This is a genomic window from Microbacterium sp. AK031, from assembly GCF_024807145.1.
In the GTDB taxonomy this organism is placed as follows: Bacteria; Actinomycetota; Actinomycetes; order Actinomycetales; family Microbacteriaceae; genus Microbacterium.
This window is the reverse complement of sequence record NZ_JANUCA010000001.1, coordinates 1012295-1028066: the sequence shown is the minus strand read 5'-3', so window position 1 is coordinate 1028066 and position 15772 is coordinate 1012295. Positions and strand designations below refer to the sequence as shown.

Annotated in this window: 17 protein-coding genes; 15 read left to right on the top strand and 2 right to left on the bottom strand. The window is 66.5% G+C overall.

Annotated features, from left to right (window positions below; all coding sequences use genetic code 11):
- The first annotated feature begins 44 nt into the window (after window positions 1-44).
- The 4 genes from HDC95_RS04940 to HDC95_RS04925 all read left to right on the top strand — a co-directional run bounded on the left by HDC95_RS04940 (window position 45) and on the right by HDC95_RS04925 (window position 4093).
- Window positions 45-407, top strand: a complete 363-nt coding sequence (locus tag HDC95_RS04940) for a YraN family protein (protein WP_259062100.1) — start codon at window positions 45-47, stop codon at window positions 405-407.
- Entirely contained in the window at window positions 404-1933 is a 1530-nt protein-coding gene (locus HDC95_RS04935) for a YifB family Mg chelatase-like AAA ATPase (protein WP_259062098.1), read from the top strand. Before HDC95_RS04940 ends, HDC95_RS04935 begins: the two co-directional genes overlap by 4 nt.
- Window positions 1930-3099 (top strand): DNA-processing protein DprA, encoded by a 1170-nt coding sequence (gene dprA, locus HDC95_RS04930; protein ID WP_259062097.1) that lies wholly within the window; start codon window positions 1930-1932, stop codon window positions 3097-3099. The genes HDC95_RS04935 and dprA overlap by 4 nt, the downstream gene beginning before the upstream one ends.
- A gap of 91 nt (window positions 3100-3190) precedes the next feature.
- Window positions 3191-4093 carry a tyrosine-type recombinase/integrase gene (locus HDC95_RS04925; RefSeq protein WP_259062096.1) on the top strand — a complete coding sequence of 301 codons (903 nt, stop codon included), beginning with the start codon at window positions 3191-3193 and terminating at the stop codon, window positions 4091-4093.
- Here HDC95_RS04925 and HDC95_RS04920 read toward each other — a convergent pair.
- A complete protein-coding gene (locus HDC95_RS04920; protein ID WP_259062095.1) occupies window positions 4056-4631 on the bottom strand; it encodes a murein hydrolase activator EnvC in 576 nt (191 codons plus the stop codon). The two genes, HDC95_RS04925 and HDC95_RS04920, sit on opposite strands and share 38 nt — an antisense overlap.
- 351 nt (window positions 4632-4982) lie before the next feature.
- Here HDC95_RS04920 and rpsB point away from each other — a divergent pair, with 351 nt between their 5' ends.
- The 9 genes from rpsB (at window position 4983) to HDC95_RS04875 (ending at window position 11703) form a co-directional block, all read left to right on the top strand.
- On the top strand, window positions 4983-5924 hold the full coding sequence (gene rpsB / locus HDC95_RS04915) for a 30S ribosomal protein S2 (protein WP_259062094.1): 942 nt from the start codon (window positions 4983-4985) through the stop codon (window positions 5922-5924).
- 41 nt (window positions 5925-5965) lie between these two features.
- Window positions 5966-6793, top strand: coding sequence for a translation elongation factor Ts (gene tsf, locus HDC95_RS04910; RefSeq protein WP_259062093.1), 828 nt, complete (start codon window positions 5966-5968; stop codon window positions 6791-6793).
- A 94-nt stretch (window positions 6794-6887) separates the two neighbouring features.
- Complete coding sequence (gene pyrH, locus HDC95_RS04905) at window positions 6888-7604, top strand: UMP kinase (RefSeq protein WP_259062092.1); 717 nt, start codon at window positions 6888-6890, stop codon at window positions 7602-7604.
- An 85-nt stretch (window positions 7605-7689) separates the two neighbouring features.
- Window positions 7690-8244 carry a ribosome recycling factor gene (gene frr / locus HDC95_RS04900; protein ID WP_259062091.1) on the top strand — a complete coding sequence of 185 codons (555 nt, stop codon included), beginning with the start codon at window positions 7690-7692 and terminating at the stop codon, window positions 8242-8244.
- A gap of 6 nt (window positions 8245-8250) precedes the next feature.
- The gene (locus tag HDC95_RS04895; protein ID WP_259062090.1) at window positions 8251-9354 is read left to right on the top strand and encodes a phosphatidate cytidylyltransferase; all 1104 of its coding nucleotides are present in this window, start codon (window positions 8251-8253) and stop codon (window positions 9352-9354) included.
- A gap of 20 nt (window positions 9355-9374) precedes the next feature.
- A complete protein-coding gene (locus HDC95_RS04890; RefSeq protein ID WP_259062089.1) occupies window positions 9375-9941 on the top strand; it encodes a DivIVA domain-containing protein in 567 nt (188 codons plus the stop codon).
- A 59-nt stretch (window positions 9942-10000) separates the two neighbouring features.
- Window positions 10001-10693, top strand: coding sequence for a lytic transglycosylase domain-containing protein (locus HDC95_RS04885; protein ID WP_259062088.1), 693 nt, complete (start codon window positions 10001-10003; stop codon window positions 10691-10693).
- 9 nt (window positions 10694-10702) lie between these two features.
- Window positions 10703-10990 (top strand): hypothetical protein, encoded by a 288-nt coding sequence (locus tag HDC95_RS04880; RefSeq protein WP_259062087.1) that lies wholly within the window; start codon window positions 10703-10705, stop codon window positions 10988-10990.
- A 2-nt stretch (window positions 10991-10992) separates the two neighbouring features.
- Window positions 10993-11703 carry an alpha/beta hydrolase gene (locus HDC95_RS04875; protein WP_259062226.1) on the top strand — a complete coding sequence of 237 codons (711 nt, stop codon included), beginning with the start codon at window positions 10993-10995 and terminating at the stop codon, window positions 11701-11703.
- On the opposite strand, the gene HDC95_RS04870 is transcribed toward HDC95_RS04875, so the two are convergent.
- The gene (locus tag HDC95_RS04870; RefSeq protein ID WP_259062086.1) at window positions 11704-12756 is read right to left on the bottom strand and encodes an AI-2E family transporter; all 1053 of its coding nucleotides are present in this window, start codon (window positions 12754-12756) and stop codon (window positions 11704-11706) included.
- A 176-nt stretch (window positions 12757-12932) separates the two neighbouring features.
- Between HDC95_RS04870 and HDC95_RS04865 the strand changes: the two genes are divergently transcribed.
- Together HDC95_RS04865 and HDC95_RS04860 are read left to right on the top strand one after the other, a co-directional pair.
- Window positions 12933-14813, top strand: coding sequence for a glycosyl transferase (locus HDC95_RS04865; protein WP_259062084.1), 1881 nt, complete (start codon window positions 12933-12935; stop codon window positions 14811-14813).
- Entirely contained in the window at window positions 14810-15769 is a 960-nt protein-coding gene (locus tag HDC95_RS04860) for a tetratricopeptide repeat protein (protein WP_259062082.1), read from the top strand. The genes HDC95_RS04865 and HDC95_RS04860 overlap by 4 nt, the downstream gene beginning before the upstream one ends.
- Window positions 15770-15772 lie beyond the last annotated feature (3 nt).

Genomic DNA, 15772 nt, shown 5'->3' with positions numbered 1-15772 from the left:
AATCACGAGGATGCAGGCTCTACGATCGCGCGCATGCTGTCTCCATGGCAGCGAAAGACGACCTCGGGCGTGCGGGTGAAGACCGCGCCGCACAGCACCTGACGACCCACGGGTATCGGATTCTCGACCGCAACTGGCGTTGCGGACAGGGCGAGATCGACATCGTCGCCGAGCGCGACGGTGTGCTCGGCATCGTCGAGGTCAAGACCAGACGCAGCGTCGGCTTCGGGCACCCGTTCGAGGCGATCGACGAGCGCAAGCGGCAACGCCTCTGGCGTCTGGGGTACGCGTGGGCTGCAGAGCATCGTGATCTCGCGGGGCATCGGATGCTGCGCCTCGAGATCATCGGGATCGTCGGCGCGGACCCGGCAACGGGCGCCCTCGAGCATCTGGTGGATCTGCGATGAAGACGGCGCGCACCTGGGCTGTGGCGCTCACAGGCGTGGATGGCCATCTCGTCGAGATCGAGGCGGATGTGTCGAATCAGACGCCGGGGTTCAAGATCGTCGGCCTGCCGGACAAGGCACTCGGCGAGGCCGCGCAGCGCGTGCACAACGCCGTGACGAATGCCGAGTTGGAGCTGACGCGCAGACGACTGACGGTGAACCTCTCGCCGGCGAGCCTGCCCAAGCACGGCAGCGGATTCGACCTCGGCATCGCGATATCGGCGGTGGCGACCGGGGGAGTTCTCGACGCCGCGTCGATCGCTCGTACCGTGCACATCGGCGAACTCGGGCTCGATGGAAGGGTGCGCCCGGTCCCTGGCGTGCTCCCCGCCGTCTTCGCAGCCGCACGCGCGGGATTCGAGCGGGTGATCGTCCCGCACGCGAATGCGGCCGAGGCGGGACTCGTACCGGGGATGCAAGTGCGCGCCGCCACGACCCTGGCGGAGGTGGCGATGTGGCACGGCGCTGACATCGCGGTGTCCGATGTCGAGCCTGTGGCTGCTGCCGCGGCGACGCGGCCTGAAGCGGAATCGCTCGATCTCGCCGATGTCGTGGGCCAGGAGGAAGCCGTCGAGGCCCTGATCGTTGCGGCGGCCGGCGGGCATCACCTGTTGATGAGTGGGCCGCCGGGAGCAGGAAAGACGATGCTGGCGCGTCGGCTGCCAGGAATACTCCCGCCGTTGACCGAGGATGCTGCGCTCGAGGTCGCCGCGATTCGATCGCTTTCCGGTGCCGCCGTCGACGTTCTCGACGACCTGCCGCCTCTGGAAGCGCCTCATCACAGCGCTTCGGTGGCGGCACTCGTCGGCGGCGGATCGCGGGCCGCACGGCCAGGAGCGATCGTGCGGGCTCATCGCGGAATCCTGTTCCTCGACGAGGCGGCAGAGTTCTCGCGCGTCGCACTGGACGCGCTGCGCCAACCGCTGGAATCGGGGAGCATCGAGATCGATCGCGCGGGGTTCCGTGCACGGTTCCCCGCACGATTTCAACTGGCACTCGCGACGAATCCGTGCCCGTGCGGAAACTACGGTGTGCGCGGCGCGGAGTGCATCTGTCCGCCGATCGCGATCCGCAGGTACTCGGCGCGTCTGTCAGGACCGCTGAGGGATCGCATCGACATTGATCTTCAGGTCGCGCGGGTCGCTGCATCGCGTGCGACTTCACCTGAGCGATCCGGGATCACGACGGCCGATGCCAGGGATCGGGTGCAGAAGGCGAGAGCGCGTGCAGTGGCGCGATGGGCCGATACACCTTGGACGCTCAACGCCGAGGTCGCAGGCTCGCATCTGCGACAGGGGTCCTTACGGCTTCCGCTCGAGGTGCGTGCACCCCTCGATCGCGCGCTCGAGCGTGGGCTGCTCACGCTGCGCGGATACGACCGGGTGCTGCGTCTGGCCTGGACCATGGCAGATCTTGCCGGAGTGGAGAGACCTGGAAGTGACGAACTCGGTCGGGCGCTCTTTCTGAAGAAGGGACTGATCTCATGATGGAGGCTCTGCTCGCAGACACTGAGGCGTGCACCGCGGCTCGCATCGCGCGGCCGGACGATGATCCGGCGCAGACGCTGGCCCGCATCAGCTGGGGCGTGATCGCCGAGCCGGGTGACGGCGTGGCGGGGGCGCTCATCGCACAGCTCGGAGCGGTCGAAGCGCTGCGTGTCGCCGTGGAGGACTCGCGGTTCGCGCTGTCGGACCGTGTTATCGGCGAAGCGCAGCGGCGCTGGAGGCCACGCGCTCGACCCCGCGCCGTCATGGAATCGCTGCGCGGTGCGCAAGAGGTGGGAGCGCGACTGATGCTGTCGGGTGACGAGCAATGGCCGGAGTCGCTCGACGATCTGGGAGACCACGCTCCTGCACTGCTGTGGGTCCGCGGCGACGCCGGACGGCTGGTCGCGCCCGAACGCGTCTCGATCGTCGGGGCGCGTGCGGCGAGCGCCTACGGCGAATCCATCGCTGCCGAGTTCGCCGGCGATCTCGCAGCATCCGGCACTCTCGTGGTCTCCGGAGGCGCATATGGCATCGATGGTGCCGCGCATCGCGCAGCACTCGGTGTCGGGGGAGGAACCGTCGCGTTCCTCGCCGGAGGAGTCGACCGTGCGTACCCAGCCGGGCATCAGCAGCTGTTCGAGCGCATCCAGACGACGGGAGCCATGGTGAGCGAGCTCCCATGCGGCGCAGCTCCGACCAAATGGAGATTCCTCGCACGGAATCGGCTCATCGCCGCGCTCGGTATGGCGACCGTTGTAGTGGAAGCCGGATGGCGCAGCGGATCGTTGAACACTGCTGGTCATGCGGCGGCGCTCGGACGGCCGCTCGGTGCCGTGCCGGGGCCGGTCACATCCGCGGCGTCCGCCGGATGCCATCGCCTGCTCCGCGAGTACGACGCGCGTTGCGTAACGAGCACGGCGGACGTGCGAGAACTGCTCGGCATGGATGCGAGTATCGGTGGAGGTGGAGGTGGAGGTGCGGAGCGGGTCGATCCCGATCAGATCCGCCTCCTCGACGCCATGAGCACCCGCACCGCTCGTTCTTCGACAGAGCTCGCCCGGATCGCCGGATTGTCAGAAGCGCGTGTGCGTGCGCTGCTGGGGCTGCTGTCGTTGGAACGGCGCGTTGGCGACGATGGTGCGGGATGGCGCTTGCGCACGAGGTGAGGGCACCGCCCCATCGATGGCGCGGTCTGCGGGTCGTGCCGGTCCGGCGAGGCACTTCAATCTGCTGAACACGGCGGGGCATGCTGGAGACATGGATCTCGATGCCGCCGCGGATGCGTTCACCGCGCATCTCGCTCAGGTGCGCAGGCTCTCGCCGGCGACTGTGCGAGCGTATCGGTCGGATCTGCACGACCTCTCGGACGCCGTCGGGGAGAGGTCGCTCGCCGATATCGACCTCGAGACGCTGCGCGACTGGCTATGGCATGCCACTCAACGCGGCGATGCGCGTTCCACGCTGGCCAGACGAGCGGCCGCTGCGCGCTCCTTCTTCGCGTGGGCGAAGGACGAGGAGCTGATCAGCCTGGATCCGAGTCTTCGGCTGATCGCGCCGAAGCGCGGACGCACGCTGCCTGCCGTCGCGTCGCAGGACGGCATGCGAACGCTGCTCGACACGCACCGAGAATCATCGGCCGACGGTGACCCGATCCGTCTTCGCGATCATGCGATCCTCGAGCTGCTCTATGGTTCGGGCATGCGGGTCTCGGAGCTCTGCGGAATCGACGTCGACGACCTGGACCTGGATCGTGCCACCGTGCGGGTGCTCGGCAAGGGATCCAAGGAACGGGTCGTGCCATACGGCATCCCCGCGCGCGATGCTCTCGGGGCATACCTGACGCGGGGCCGCACCGTACTGGCCACCCGCGCCGAGCGGACGACGCCCGCCGTCTTCCTCGGCGTGCGCGGTGGACGCTTCGGCCCGCGGGCCGTGTACACGCTGGTCGCGCACGCGCTCGGTCCGATCATCGGTGCGGACGCCGTCGGTCCGCACGCGCTGCGACACTCAGCGGCGACGCACCTCCTCGACGGCGGTGCGGATCTCAGAGCGGTGCAGGAGATCCTCGGGCACGCGAGCCTGGGAACGACCCAGATCTACACCCACGTCTCCACTGAGCGACTCACAGCGACCTACCGACTCGCCCATCCCCGCGCGTGAAGGTGTCCGGCGAGCCGGTGTGCGAGCTGCCACTGAGTGCGTCCTCACGCGGCCCGCAGCATGGGAGAAGGATCGCCCGCGGGACATCGCCGAACTTCAGCATCGGATTGATGTAGACGTCGTTGTAGCGCACGCCGAGGTGCAACTGTTCGGCCGGAGTGTGACCACCGTGCGCGACAGTGCCGATGTCCTCGCCCGCGGCGACCGCGGTGCCCGGCGTCAGCGTCGATTCCACGGGCTCGAGTGTCGTCACGACTCCGCCGCCATGGTCGATCGTGATCAGCGGCCGGTCCACCACGACGCCGCGGAAGGCCACTATCCCGGCTGCGGGTGCACGTACGACGACTCCCGTCGGGGCGGCCATGTCGACACCGCGATGGCCGGCGCCGTAGTCGTGCGCGGGCGCGCGGAACGGCGTGATGACGGCGCGCACGCCGTCGACGGGCCAGATCCACGCCGGGTCCGGCGTCGGCGGAGCGACAGCAGCTCCTGGCAGCAGGCAGAGCAGCAGCAGGAACACGATCGGGCTTCGCGCCATGGAGATCCTCGGATTGCGGTTGCTCTGGACTCGCATCCGTCCATCCTCGAACCCCAGGCGCGGGCGCGTGACCGAGAAGCCCGCTTTCCGCGGAGAACCGCTGCCCGATGCGCCCTGTGCAGGAGCGGTCGAAGCCGACGGATCCTGTACACTGGAGGTCGCACCTCGAATATCGGGGTGACTACGCGTGCCCAGAGCGATCCGCGTCTGCAAAGACACGGTCGTGGCATCCACTCCCTCAGGTCCTGCTCGCAAGAGCGGGTGGGCGTGTGTCGGGCACCAGGCTTGCCGATCATCCGATTGGCGACACAACCTCAACGGCGCTCCACGCGCCAGAACCAGGAGACGACCATGGCTGTGGTCACCATCCGCCAGCTGCTCGACAGCGGCGTGCACTTCGGACACCAGACTCGCCGGTGGAACCCGAAGGTGAAGCGCTTCATCCTCACGGAGCGCAGCGGCATCCACATCATCGACCTTCAGCAGTCGCTGGGATACATCGACAACGCCTACGACTTCGTCAAGGAGACCGTCGCACACGGCGGCACCATCCTCTTCGTCGGCACGAAGAAGCAGGCTCAGGAGATCCTGGCCGAGCAGGCCACTCGCGTCGGTCAGCCGTTCGTGAACCAGCGCTGGCTCGGTGGACTCCTCACCAACTTCCAGACGATCTCCAAGCGTCTTGCACGCATGAAGGAGCTCGAGGAGCTCGACTACGAGACCCCTGCGAACAGCGGCTTCACCAAGAAGGAGCTGCTGCTCAAGAAGCGCGAGCTCGACAAGCTGCACAAGTCGCTCGGCGGAATCCGCAATCTGACCAAGACGCCTTCGGCTCTGTGGGTCGTCGACGCCAAGCGCGAGCACCTCGCGATCGACGAGGCCAAGAAGCTCGGCATCCCCGTGATAGGCATCCTCGACACGAACGCCGACCCGGACGACTTCCAGTACCCGATCCCCGGCAACGACGACGCGATCCGCTCCGTCTCGCTGCTGACCCGCATCATCGCCGACGCCGCAGCCGAAGGCCTGCAGCAGAAGCACAACCCCGAGTCGGGCGACGCCGAGCCGCTGGCCGAGTGGGAGAAGGAACTTCTCGAGACGCCCGCCGAGGCTCCTGCGGCTGAGGCGACCGAGGCTGAGGCGACCGAGGCTGCCGCTGAAGAGGCTCCTGCCGCTGAGGCGACCGAGGCTGCCGCTGAAGAGGCTCCTGCCGCTGAGGCGACCGAGGCTGCCGCTGAAGAGGCTCCCGCCGCTGAGGCGACCGAGGCTCCGGCCGAGGCCGACGCCAAGTAATTCCGCGTACACACCCACCACGAAGCAAGGAGCCACCACACATGGCCAACTTCACCATCGCTGACATCAAGGCGCTGCGTGAGCAGCTCGGCACCGGAATGGTCGACACGAAGAAGGCGCTCGAGGAAGCAGAAGGCGACCGCGAGAAGGCCGTCGAGATCCTCCGCCTCAAGGGTGCGAAGGGCAACGCGAAGCGCGCTGACCGTTCCACCAGCGAGGGACTCGTCGTCGCTCGCGAGCAGGACGGCAGCGTCACGCTCATCGAGCTCGCATGCGAGACCGACTTCGTCGCGAAGAACGAGCGCTTCATCGCGCTGGCCGACAAGGTCGCCGACGCTGCTGCTGCTGCCAAGGCGAACACGGTCGAGGACGCCCTCGCGGCGTCCGCCGGCAGCCAGAGTGTCGGCGAGCTGATCTCGGACGAGGCAGCCATCATCGGCGAGAAGGTCGAACTGCGTCAGGTTCGCACGGTGACCGGCGACTCCGTTGAGGTCTACCTGCACCGCACCAGCAAGGACCTGCCGCCACAGATCGGCGTTGTCGTCGCCTACACAGGTGACGACGCGGAGACTGCGCGCAGCATCGCCCAGCACATCTCGTTCGCCAACCCGTCATACCTCGATCGGGATGCTGTTCCCGCCGAGGCCGTCGAGAAGGAGCGTGAGATCGTCACCGAGATCTCGCGCAACGAGGGCAAGCCCGAGGCTGCTCTGCCGAAGATCGTCGAGGGCCGCGTGTCGGCGTTCATCAAGCAGGTCTCCCTGCTCGAGCAGGACTACGCCAAGGACAACAAGCTCTCTGTCGCCCAGGTGGCGAAGGATGCCGGTATCACCGTGACAGACTTCGCGCGCTTCAAGGTCGGCGCGTAGCAGTTGTGAAGGGGTTCGGATCCATTGCGATCCGAACCCCTTTTCCATGCCCAGAAGGCACTATCTTGAATCGGGACGAGAGGACCACCCACCAATGACTGAACGCACCGGACGCCGACGCGTCCTTCTCAAGCTCTCCGGCGAAGCCTTCGGGGCAGGACAGCTGGGTGTGAACCCCGATGTCGTCAGTCAGATCGCGCGTGATATCGCGGCGGCGGTGGATCAGGTCGAGATCGCCATCGTGGTCGGCGGAGGCAACTTCTTCCGCGGTGCGGAGCTGAGCCAGCGAGGCATGGACCGCGGACGCGCCGATTACATGGGCATGCTCGGCACCGTCATGAACGCCTTGGCCCTTCAGGACTTCCTCGAGCAGGCCGGCGCCGCCACTCGCGTCCAGTCGGCGATATCGATGACCCAGGTCGCGGAGCCGTACATCCCGCGCCGAGCAGAGCGTCACCTGGAGAAGGGGCGCGTCGTTATCTTCGGCGCAGGTGCGGGTCTGCCGTATTTTTCGACCGACACAGTCGCCGCTCAGCGAGCATTGGAGATCGGTGCAGACGAGGTGCTCGTCGCCAAGAACGGCGTGGACGCCATCTACACCGCCGACCCGAAGAAGGACACGACTGCCACACGCATCGAGCAGGTCACGTACCGTGACGCGCTGCAGCGTGGCCTCAAAGTCGTCGATTCGACGGCGTTCAGCCTCTGCATGGACAACAACATGGACATGCGGGTGTTCGGCATGGAGCCCGAGGGCAACGTGACGCGTGCGCTTCTCGGCGAGCCGATCGGCACGCGGGTCTCCGCCTGAGGCGCGCCAGACCGAGCGTGGCGGCACGCCCGGATAGAATTGTTGGAACACCCATTGCTGGAACACCCCGACGATAGGAGTCACCGTGATCGCGGATGTCCTCGCTGAAACCACCTCCCGCATGACTCGTGCGGTCGAATCCGCCAAGGAGGACTTCGCAACCGTCCGCACAGGTCGCGCGAACCCGCAGATGTTCCAGAAGGTCATGGTGGACTACTACGGTTCGCCAACCCCGCTGGCCCAACTCGCTTCACTGGCGAACCCGGAAGCGCGCTCGCTCGTGATCACCCCGTACGACAAGTCCGCGCTCAAGGCCATCGAGCAGGCGATCCGCGACATGCCGAACCTGGGTGCGAACCCGACGAACGACGGCAACATCGTGCGCGTCACCATGCCCGAGCTGACGGCAGAACGTCGCAAGGAGTACGTCAAGATCGTGCGTTCGAAGGGTGAAGACGCGAAGGTGCATGTGCGCGGCATCCGTCGAAAGGCGAAGGACGAACTCGACGCGCTCAAGAACGATGTCGGCGAAGACGAGATCGCGCGCGGTGAGAAGGAACTCGATGCTCTGACGCGTCAGCACGTCGACCTCATCGATGACGCCCTCAAGCGCAAAGAGACCGAGCTGCTCGAGGTATAGCCGAGGATGAGCGACGTACCCGGTTCGGACGACGAGCAACGCCCGCTGACGCGGCGCGAGGCTCGTGGCGGAGCGACCCCGGACGTCGGCCAACCCGTCGTCGACGAGCAGGCGATTCCTCCCCGTCCGCCGCTGCCGCCGAACCCACCGCACCCGGTCGATCCGGCTGCGGCAGTGCGTGGGCAGCTGCGTCAGGCCAAGGGCGAGTTCGAGACGCACGTGACGCAGGCTCGCGAGCATCTCGATCACGCCAACGAGCGCATCAAGGCCCGGACCGGCCGAGACCTGATCCTCGCGATTCTCGTCGGGTTGGGCTTCGGCGCGATCCTGCTGGCCTCGCTGATCTTCATAAAAGAGCTGTTCGTGCCGATCGCGCTGGCGATCGCGGTGCTGGGCATCTTCGAGTTGTCACGCGCCCTGGGCGCTGCGGGCCGCCGAGTCGACATCGTCCCTCAGATCATCGCGGGCGTCGCCCTGGTGCTGGCGGGCTATTTCGCGCCTCCGTGGCTCATCTGGGTCGCGCTGCTCTTCGCCGTGGTGTTCGTGATCGTCTGGCGCCTCCTCGCTCAGATGATCTCGAAGGACGGCCGCACATACGGAGACGTTCTCACAGACGCCATCGTGGGCGGATTCGTGCAGGTCTACGTGCCTTTCCTCACCGGCGTCGCGCTCCTGCTGCTGGCTCAGGAGGGCGGGCAATGGTGGGTGCTCGCGTTCGTCGCGATCGCGGTCGCATCCGACACGGGTGCCTACGCCGCAGGTCTCGCCTTCGGCAAGCATCCGATGGCTCCCCGAATCAGCCCCAAGAAGACGTGGGAGGGCTTCGCCGGCGCCGTGTTCGCGGCGATCGCCGCCGGTGTGCTCCTCGCCATCTTCCTGCTGAATCTCCCGTGGTGGGCCGGTGTGATCTTCGGCATCGCCATTCTGCTGTCCGCTACCCTCGGCGATCTCGGCGAATCGATGATCAAACGCGATATGGGCATCAAGGACATGAGCTCCTGGCTTCCCGGCCATGGTGGCCTACTTGATCGGCTCGACAGCATCCTGCCCTCGACGATCCCTGCGCTGAGCCTCTACTTCCTCCTATCGCCGTGGGTGACGCTTCCATGACTTCGGATACGGTGAAAGATGTGACTGAGTTCGACGAAGAAGAGACGACGCCCGCCTTCCGCACGGTGAGCGGCCGCGAGCGCGGCTACCACCGCACCGCGGTCGACACCTTCCTTGCGGCGGCGCGGGACAGCTTCGAGCAGGGCTCGGACGATCTGTCCGCCGCCGACGTTCGCGTCGCTTCGTTCCCGCTGGTCAAGGACGGCTACGACATCGCCGAGGTGGATGCTGCTCTCGGGCGCGTCGAGGATGCGTTGGCCGCGCGACAGCGTGAGCGAGCAGTCCGCGCCGAAGGAGCGGAGGCGTGGGTCACGCACGCTCGCTCCGAGGCACAGGTCATACTCGACCATCTGGCGCGCAGCCGTCGGAAGAAGTTCGCACGCACCGGCTTCCTATCCTTCGGATATCGCATCGACGAGGTCGATCATGTGGCGGCACGAATCGTGCGGTATCTGCGCGACGGCGATGAACTCTCGGTCGAGCAGCTGAGGTCCGCTGCGTTCAGAATGCAGCGCTCCGGGTACCGTGAAGAGCAGGTCGATGCGCTCCTGGATGCCACGATCGATGTGATCCTCGCCGTTCGCTGAGGGCTGCGCCGAGCATTCGGATGGAGGTCTCAGGCCCGGCTGGATACACTGGAGCTATTGTGACTTCCGGCACCGAGATAGATTCCGCCGTCGCCAGTGTGGCGCCGGCGAGGTCTGCACCCCCGAGAACGCCCGCACGCGCAGCGAATCGCTGGTCACGGCGTCGCGGAGTGGTCGGGGCTTTCGCAGCCTTCGGAGTCGTCGCATTCGCGGTGGCGATCGTCGCACCGACGGGCATGGCACTCGCAAAGCCACCGGTCGCTGATGTCGAGACGCCGTTCTCGCTGGCAGCCCAGGACACGCAGGACCTGACGGTCACGGCAGAGGGCGCGACCATCGAGCCGGCCACCCGAGGCTCCTATGACGTCTATGTGACGCCGACCCCCACTCCGACGCCCGAGCCGGAGCCGGAGGTGGCTTCGTCTGATTCCTCGGATTCCTACTCGGCGCCAGGGCCGGTGTACTACACCGGTGGCGGTGCGCCGGCGGAGTGGATGGCGGCTGCCGGCATCGCTTCAGGCGACTGGGGCTACGTCGACTACATCGTCGCCAAGGAGAGCGGCTGGAACCCGAACGCCACGAACTCGTCTTCAGGCGCGTGCGGGCTCGTGCAGGCGCTGCCGTGCAGCAAGGTACCCGGCAATGGCTACGACCCGGTCGACAACCTGCGCTGGGCCAACGGCTATGCCACGGGGCGCTACGGGAGCTGGGCCGGGGCTTACGAGTTCTGGATCAACAACCACTGGTGGTAATGCTTCACCATGCCACGCTCACACAGACGGCGCCAGGAGCGCCCTGACGCTGAGGACTCCTTCGATCGGCTGCTCGCGGGCTGGAAACGCAGCGAGAGCCGACAGGGCCGCGAGTGGACGGTGCAGCCCGTCTCTGCGCAACAGGCGCTGAAGGAGTACATCTGCCCGGGATGCCGTGGAGTGATCCCGTCCGGCACCGCTCACCAGGTCGTGTGGCGCGCGGATGGGGTTCTCGGCGATGCGGCAGACCTCGCGGCGCGTCGGCACTGGCACACCCACTGCTGGCGGATGGCGTGAGCATTCAGATTCGCGGCCCACTGGATCTGCCTGCATCGAGGGAGCCGATCGAACTGTCCACGGCCGACGAGCTGACGCTGGTGGGGGAACTGGCGCTTCCCGAAGCCGCAGAGCCGGTCGCGACTCTGGTGACGCTGCATCCGCTTCCCTCCGCAGGTGGCTTCATGGATTCGCATATCCTGCGCAAGGCCGCCGGACGCCTTCCCGCTCTGGCTGATCTCGCCGTGCTCCGTTTCAACACCCGAGGCACGACCTCACCGCGCGGCACGAGTCAGGGCAAGTTCGACGGCGGCGAAGCCGAGCAGTTCGATGTGGCGGCCGCGATGGACTTCGTCCGTGAGAGGTCCCTGCCGCGGCCGTGGCTGGTGGGCTGGTCCTTCGGCACGGAGCTCGCCCTGAAGTACGGGAGAGAGCACGACGTGGAGGGCATCATCCTGCTCTCTCCGCCGTTGCACAGGGCCACCGCCGAGGAGATCGCGGCATGGGCGGGCGAAGAGCGCCGAGTGATAGCTCTCATCCCCGAATTCGACGACTATCTTCGGCCGGAAGAAGCTCGAGAGCGCTTCGCGTCCATCCCCGACATCACACTGATCGACGTCGAAGGCGGCAAGCACCTGTGGGTCGGCGAATCTCAGACGCGCCGCGTGCTCACGGAGATCGTCGCCGTGGTGAATCCGGACGCCCTTCCACTGGCGAACGAATGGCCCGTGTGATCACCGCTCATTCATGCGAGGGATGAGCACCTGGCGGTAGATGATCAGGATGCTCGCGGCGACGGGAATCGCGATGAGGGCACCGAGCAGTCCGAGCAGCGATCCGCCGGCGAGCGCCGCGACCACGACGACAGCGCCGGGCACGGAGACCGCACGACTCATGATGCGCGGTGAGATCACGTACGCCTCGATCTGCATGTAGATCAGGTAGTAGATCCCCGCGGCAAGCGCTGTGGCCGGAGAGCCCAGGCCGGGGATGAGACACGCGAGCACGATGATCGTCGAACCAGTGAGCGTGCCCACCAGCGGGATCAGCGAGAAGAAGAACGCGACGACCGCGAGCACTGCGGCGAACGGCGCGTGGATGATGCTGAGGAAGATCGCGCTGAGCACGCCGTTGATCATGCCGAGAGTGACCTGACCCATGACGTAGTACCCGACCGAGTCTGTGATCTGCTCGGCCAGATCGATGAAACGAGGGCGGCGGGAGGCGGGAACGAGCTGGTAGACCGAACGCTTGAGCGACGGGGTCGATGCGGTCAGGTAGATGGTCAGGATCAGCACGATGAACGCCCCGAACAGGCCGGTCACCAGGTTGAGGCTCACAGCGATGACGCCGCCCGTGATGTCGCCCATGTTCGCGAGCAGCCAGTCCTGCGCCTCGGTGAGGATGCGGTCGATGTCGAGTGCGGGGAAGACCGCGCCGAGCCACTCGCGCAGATCGCCCCAGATGTCATTGCTCGACTGGACGAGTCTGGTGATCTGCTGGACGAGCTGGCTCACCTGGTCGATGATGATCGGCAGGACGATGAGGACGATTCCGGCGAAGATGCCGAGCACTCCGAGGATCGTCACGATCACTGCGAGCCAGCGGGGGAGCCTGCGACGTTCGAAGAAGGAGATGACCGGATCGAGTCCGAGGCTGATGAAGAGTGCCGTCCCGACGTACAGCAGCACGGTGGAGAGGGATTGGACGCTGCCGATGAGCAGGATGCCGAGTCCCACGCCGAGCGTGGCCACCAGGGCCGTGCGGAACGGGTTGTGAACCTTCATGCGCTCTCCTCGAGAAGACTGATCTCAGGGTAGTCGTCAAGTGGCGACCGCAATTCGCGACGTGCCGATCGCGGAAGGTTGCCGCCCCTCGTAGTCAACACTCAGCCTGTTTCGATAGTCTGAAACGTCGAGCGGAGATCTGGGCGAGGCGCCTGGATCACGTAAGGAGACTTTTCGTGCGTTTCGTGTGGGCCGTCGTGGCCTTCGTCCTGGCCACGCTTCTCATCGGAGCAGGCATCGCTCAGCGAACCATCTTCATGGGACCATCGGCTCAGCAGACTGAACTGAGCGTCGAAGAGCCCGCACCCTACATGCTTGTCGATGGGGCAGTGCTCCGCGAGAATCCGGGGCAGCAGACGCTGCTGATCCGCGGTGAGGGAGAGATCTTCGCCGCCTACGGTCGCACCGCCGATCTCGAGGCCTGGCTCTCGGATGCCACGTACAACGTCGTGTCGCTCGACTCCGACGGCGCGAGCGTGAGTTCGCTGGTCGAGCCCGAAGAGGTGGCAGACGACGCAGACGAGAGCGCGGAAGGCGACCCGGAGCAGACCGCAGGGCGCAATCCCGCCGGCTCCGACCTCTGGCTGGACTCGTTCAGCGAAGCCGACCAGCTCATCACCGACATGCAGCTGCCAGAGGGCATGAGCCTCCTGATCGCGAAGGATGGCACGGAGAACGCGCCGGAGGATGTCGTCATCTCATGGCCGCTGGATCGTTCGACGCCGTGGGTCGGTCCGCTCATCGCCGCCGGTGGGGCCGTGCTGCTGTTCGGCCTCGTGATGTACGTATTGGCTATCCGCCACCAGCGCAGGGGACGTGGCCCTCGCAGGAAAGGTCCCGGACCGTTGCCTGCCACTGAGCCGATCGATCTCGCTGTGGAGCGCGCACCCGTCCGGGAGGCGCTCGAGACACCGGACGCTGCCGAACCGGTGACAGAGGAATCCCCCGATCAGAAGAGCGCCCCGAAGACCGAACGTCGCGCGCGCTCCATCCGACGCCGCCTGCTGGTTCTGCCTGCCTTCGGTGTCGCAGCCATGCTGTTCGCCGGCTGCTCGAGTGATACCTGGCCGCAGTTCGGCGAAGCATCTCCGACGCCGTCGCCCACGCAGACCGTGATCACCCCGGAGAATCAGAAGCCGCCTGCAGTCACCGAGGCCCAAGCTTCCCGCATCCTCAAGGACATCTCCGCAACTCTTGAAGAGTCGGACTCGGCGCTGGACATCGAACTCGCCGGCACACGTCTCGAAGGTGCCGCGCTGGCAGCGAGAACCACCGACTACACGCTCCGTGCGACTCTCACGGACCGCACTCCGCCGGCCGTGATCCCGACCGAGGCGATCGAGGTGCTGCTGCCGCAGGCGACAGACGGTTGGCCGCGAACCGTGCTGGCGCTCAGCAAGAGCAAGAGCGATGACACCGTTCCTCCCGTCATTCTGACCATGACGCAAGCCGATCCGTGGTCGAACTACAAGGTGTCCAACATCGCCGAGATGCAGGCCTCGGCCGAGGTGCCGGAGCTCGCTCCTGCCTGGCTGGGAACCAGCCTCATCACCGAGAACGCGTCAGCTTTCCTCGCGCTCGCGCCTGATGAGCTCACAGCGGCGTTCGCGGATGTCGTCGACACCGGCGAGGCGAGTGAGTACCGCTCGCTCTTCGATCCTGTGAGCATCACGCTCGCGGACTCCATCGTCGCCAGCCGTGCGGCGGTGACGCAGTCCCTCGTCGACCACGGTGCTGCCGAGACTTCGAGCACGGCGTTCGACATCGTCCCGGGCACCGCCCCGGCGGTCGCCATGGCGACGCTCGACAGCGGAGCCATCGTGGCGGTGTCGATGATCGACAGCGAGACGATCGCGCCGACATCGGCCGACGCGGTGATCAAGTTCGGGGAGAACCCCGAGGCCAAGGCTCTCACCGGAGTCGAGGAGGCCGCCAAGGGCGTCGTGACCACCTACGGATTGCAGCTCTTCTTCTCCGTGCCCGCTCAGGGGTCGACGGAGCAGGTTCGTCTTCTCGCCGTGCACCAAGACATCCTCAACGTGGAAGTGATCCAATGACCGACATCTCTGCCGCAGCCCTTCGGGGCGCCGTCGACCTCTCGAGCCTGCGCAACCGCCCAGCGGCGCCCGCTGACGCGACTGCGGCGCATGCAGGCGGTGAGGGCGCCGCACCCGGAGGCTTCATCGTCGATGTGACCGACGCCACGTTCGGGCAGATCATGGAGCTCTCGCGCACCGTGCCCATCGTCGTCGATCTGTGGGCCGAATGGTGCGGACCGTGCAAGCAGCTCAGCCCGATACTGGAGAAGGTCGTCACCGAACTCGGTGGGCGCGTCGTGCTCGCCAAGGTCGACGTCGATGCGAACCCGCAGCTCGCGCAGAGCTTCCGCGCACAGTCCATCCCGATGGTGGTCGCGCTTATCGCCGGACAACCGGTTCCGATGTTCACCGGCGCCGTTCCGGAAGAGCAGGTGCGTCAGGTGTTCGACCAGCTGCTGCAGGTTGCCGCCCAGAACGGCGTCACAGGTTCAGTGCCCGGCGGCGCGGCGGATACTGAGGACAGCGGTTCCGAAGACTCCGGTGAGGCGCAGGAGGCCCCGCTGCCCCCTCTGCACGCCGAGGCCTTCGCGGCGATCGAAACCGGCGACTACGCGACCGCCATCAGTGCCTACGAGAAGGCACTTGCGGAGAACCCGCGTGACGAGGACGCGCGCGCGGGGCTCGGACAGGTGCGACTGCTCGACCGCGTACAGGGCCTCGATCTCCAGGAGTCGCGATCCGCTGCCGCCGACGCACCTCTGGACGTCAGCGCGCAGTTCGCCGTCGCCGACCTCGACATCTCCGGTGGCCATGTCGAGGACGCGTTCGGGCGCCTGCTCGATCTCTTCGCCGCGCTGCCCGCTGACGAGCGCGCGCCGGTGCGCGAGCGGCTCGTGGAGCTGTTCGGACTCATCGGCGCAGGCGATCCTCGGGTGATCGCTGCCCGGAACCGACTGTCGTCGTTGCTGTTCTGACGG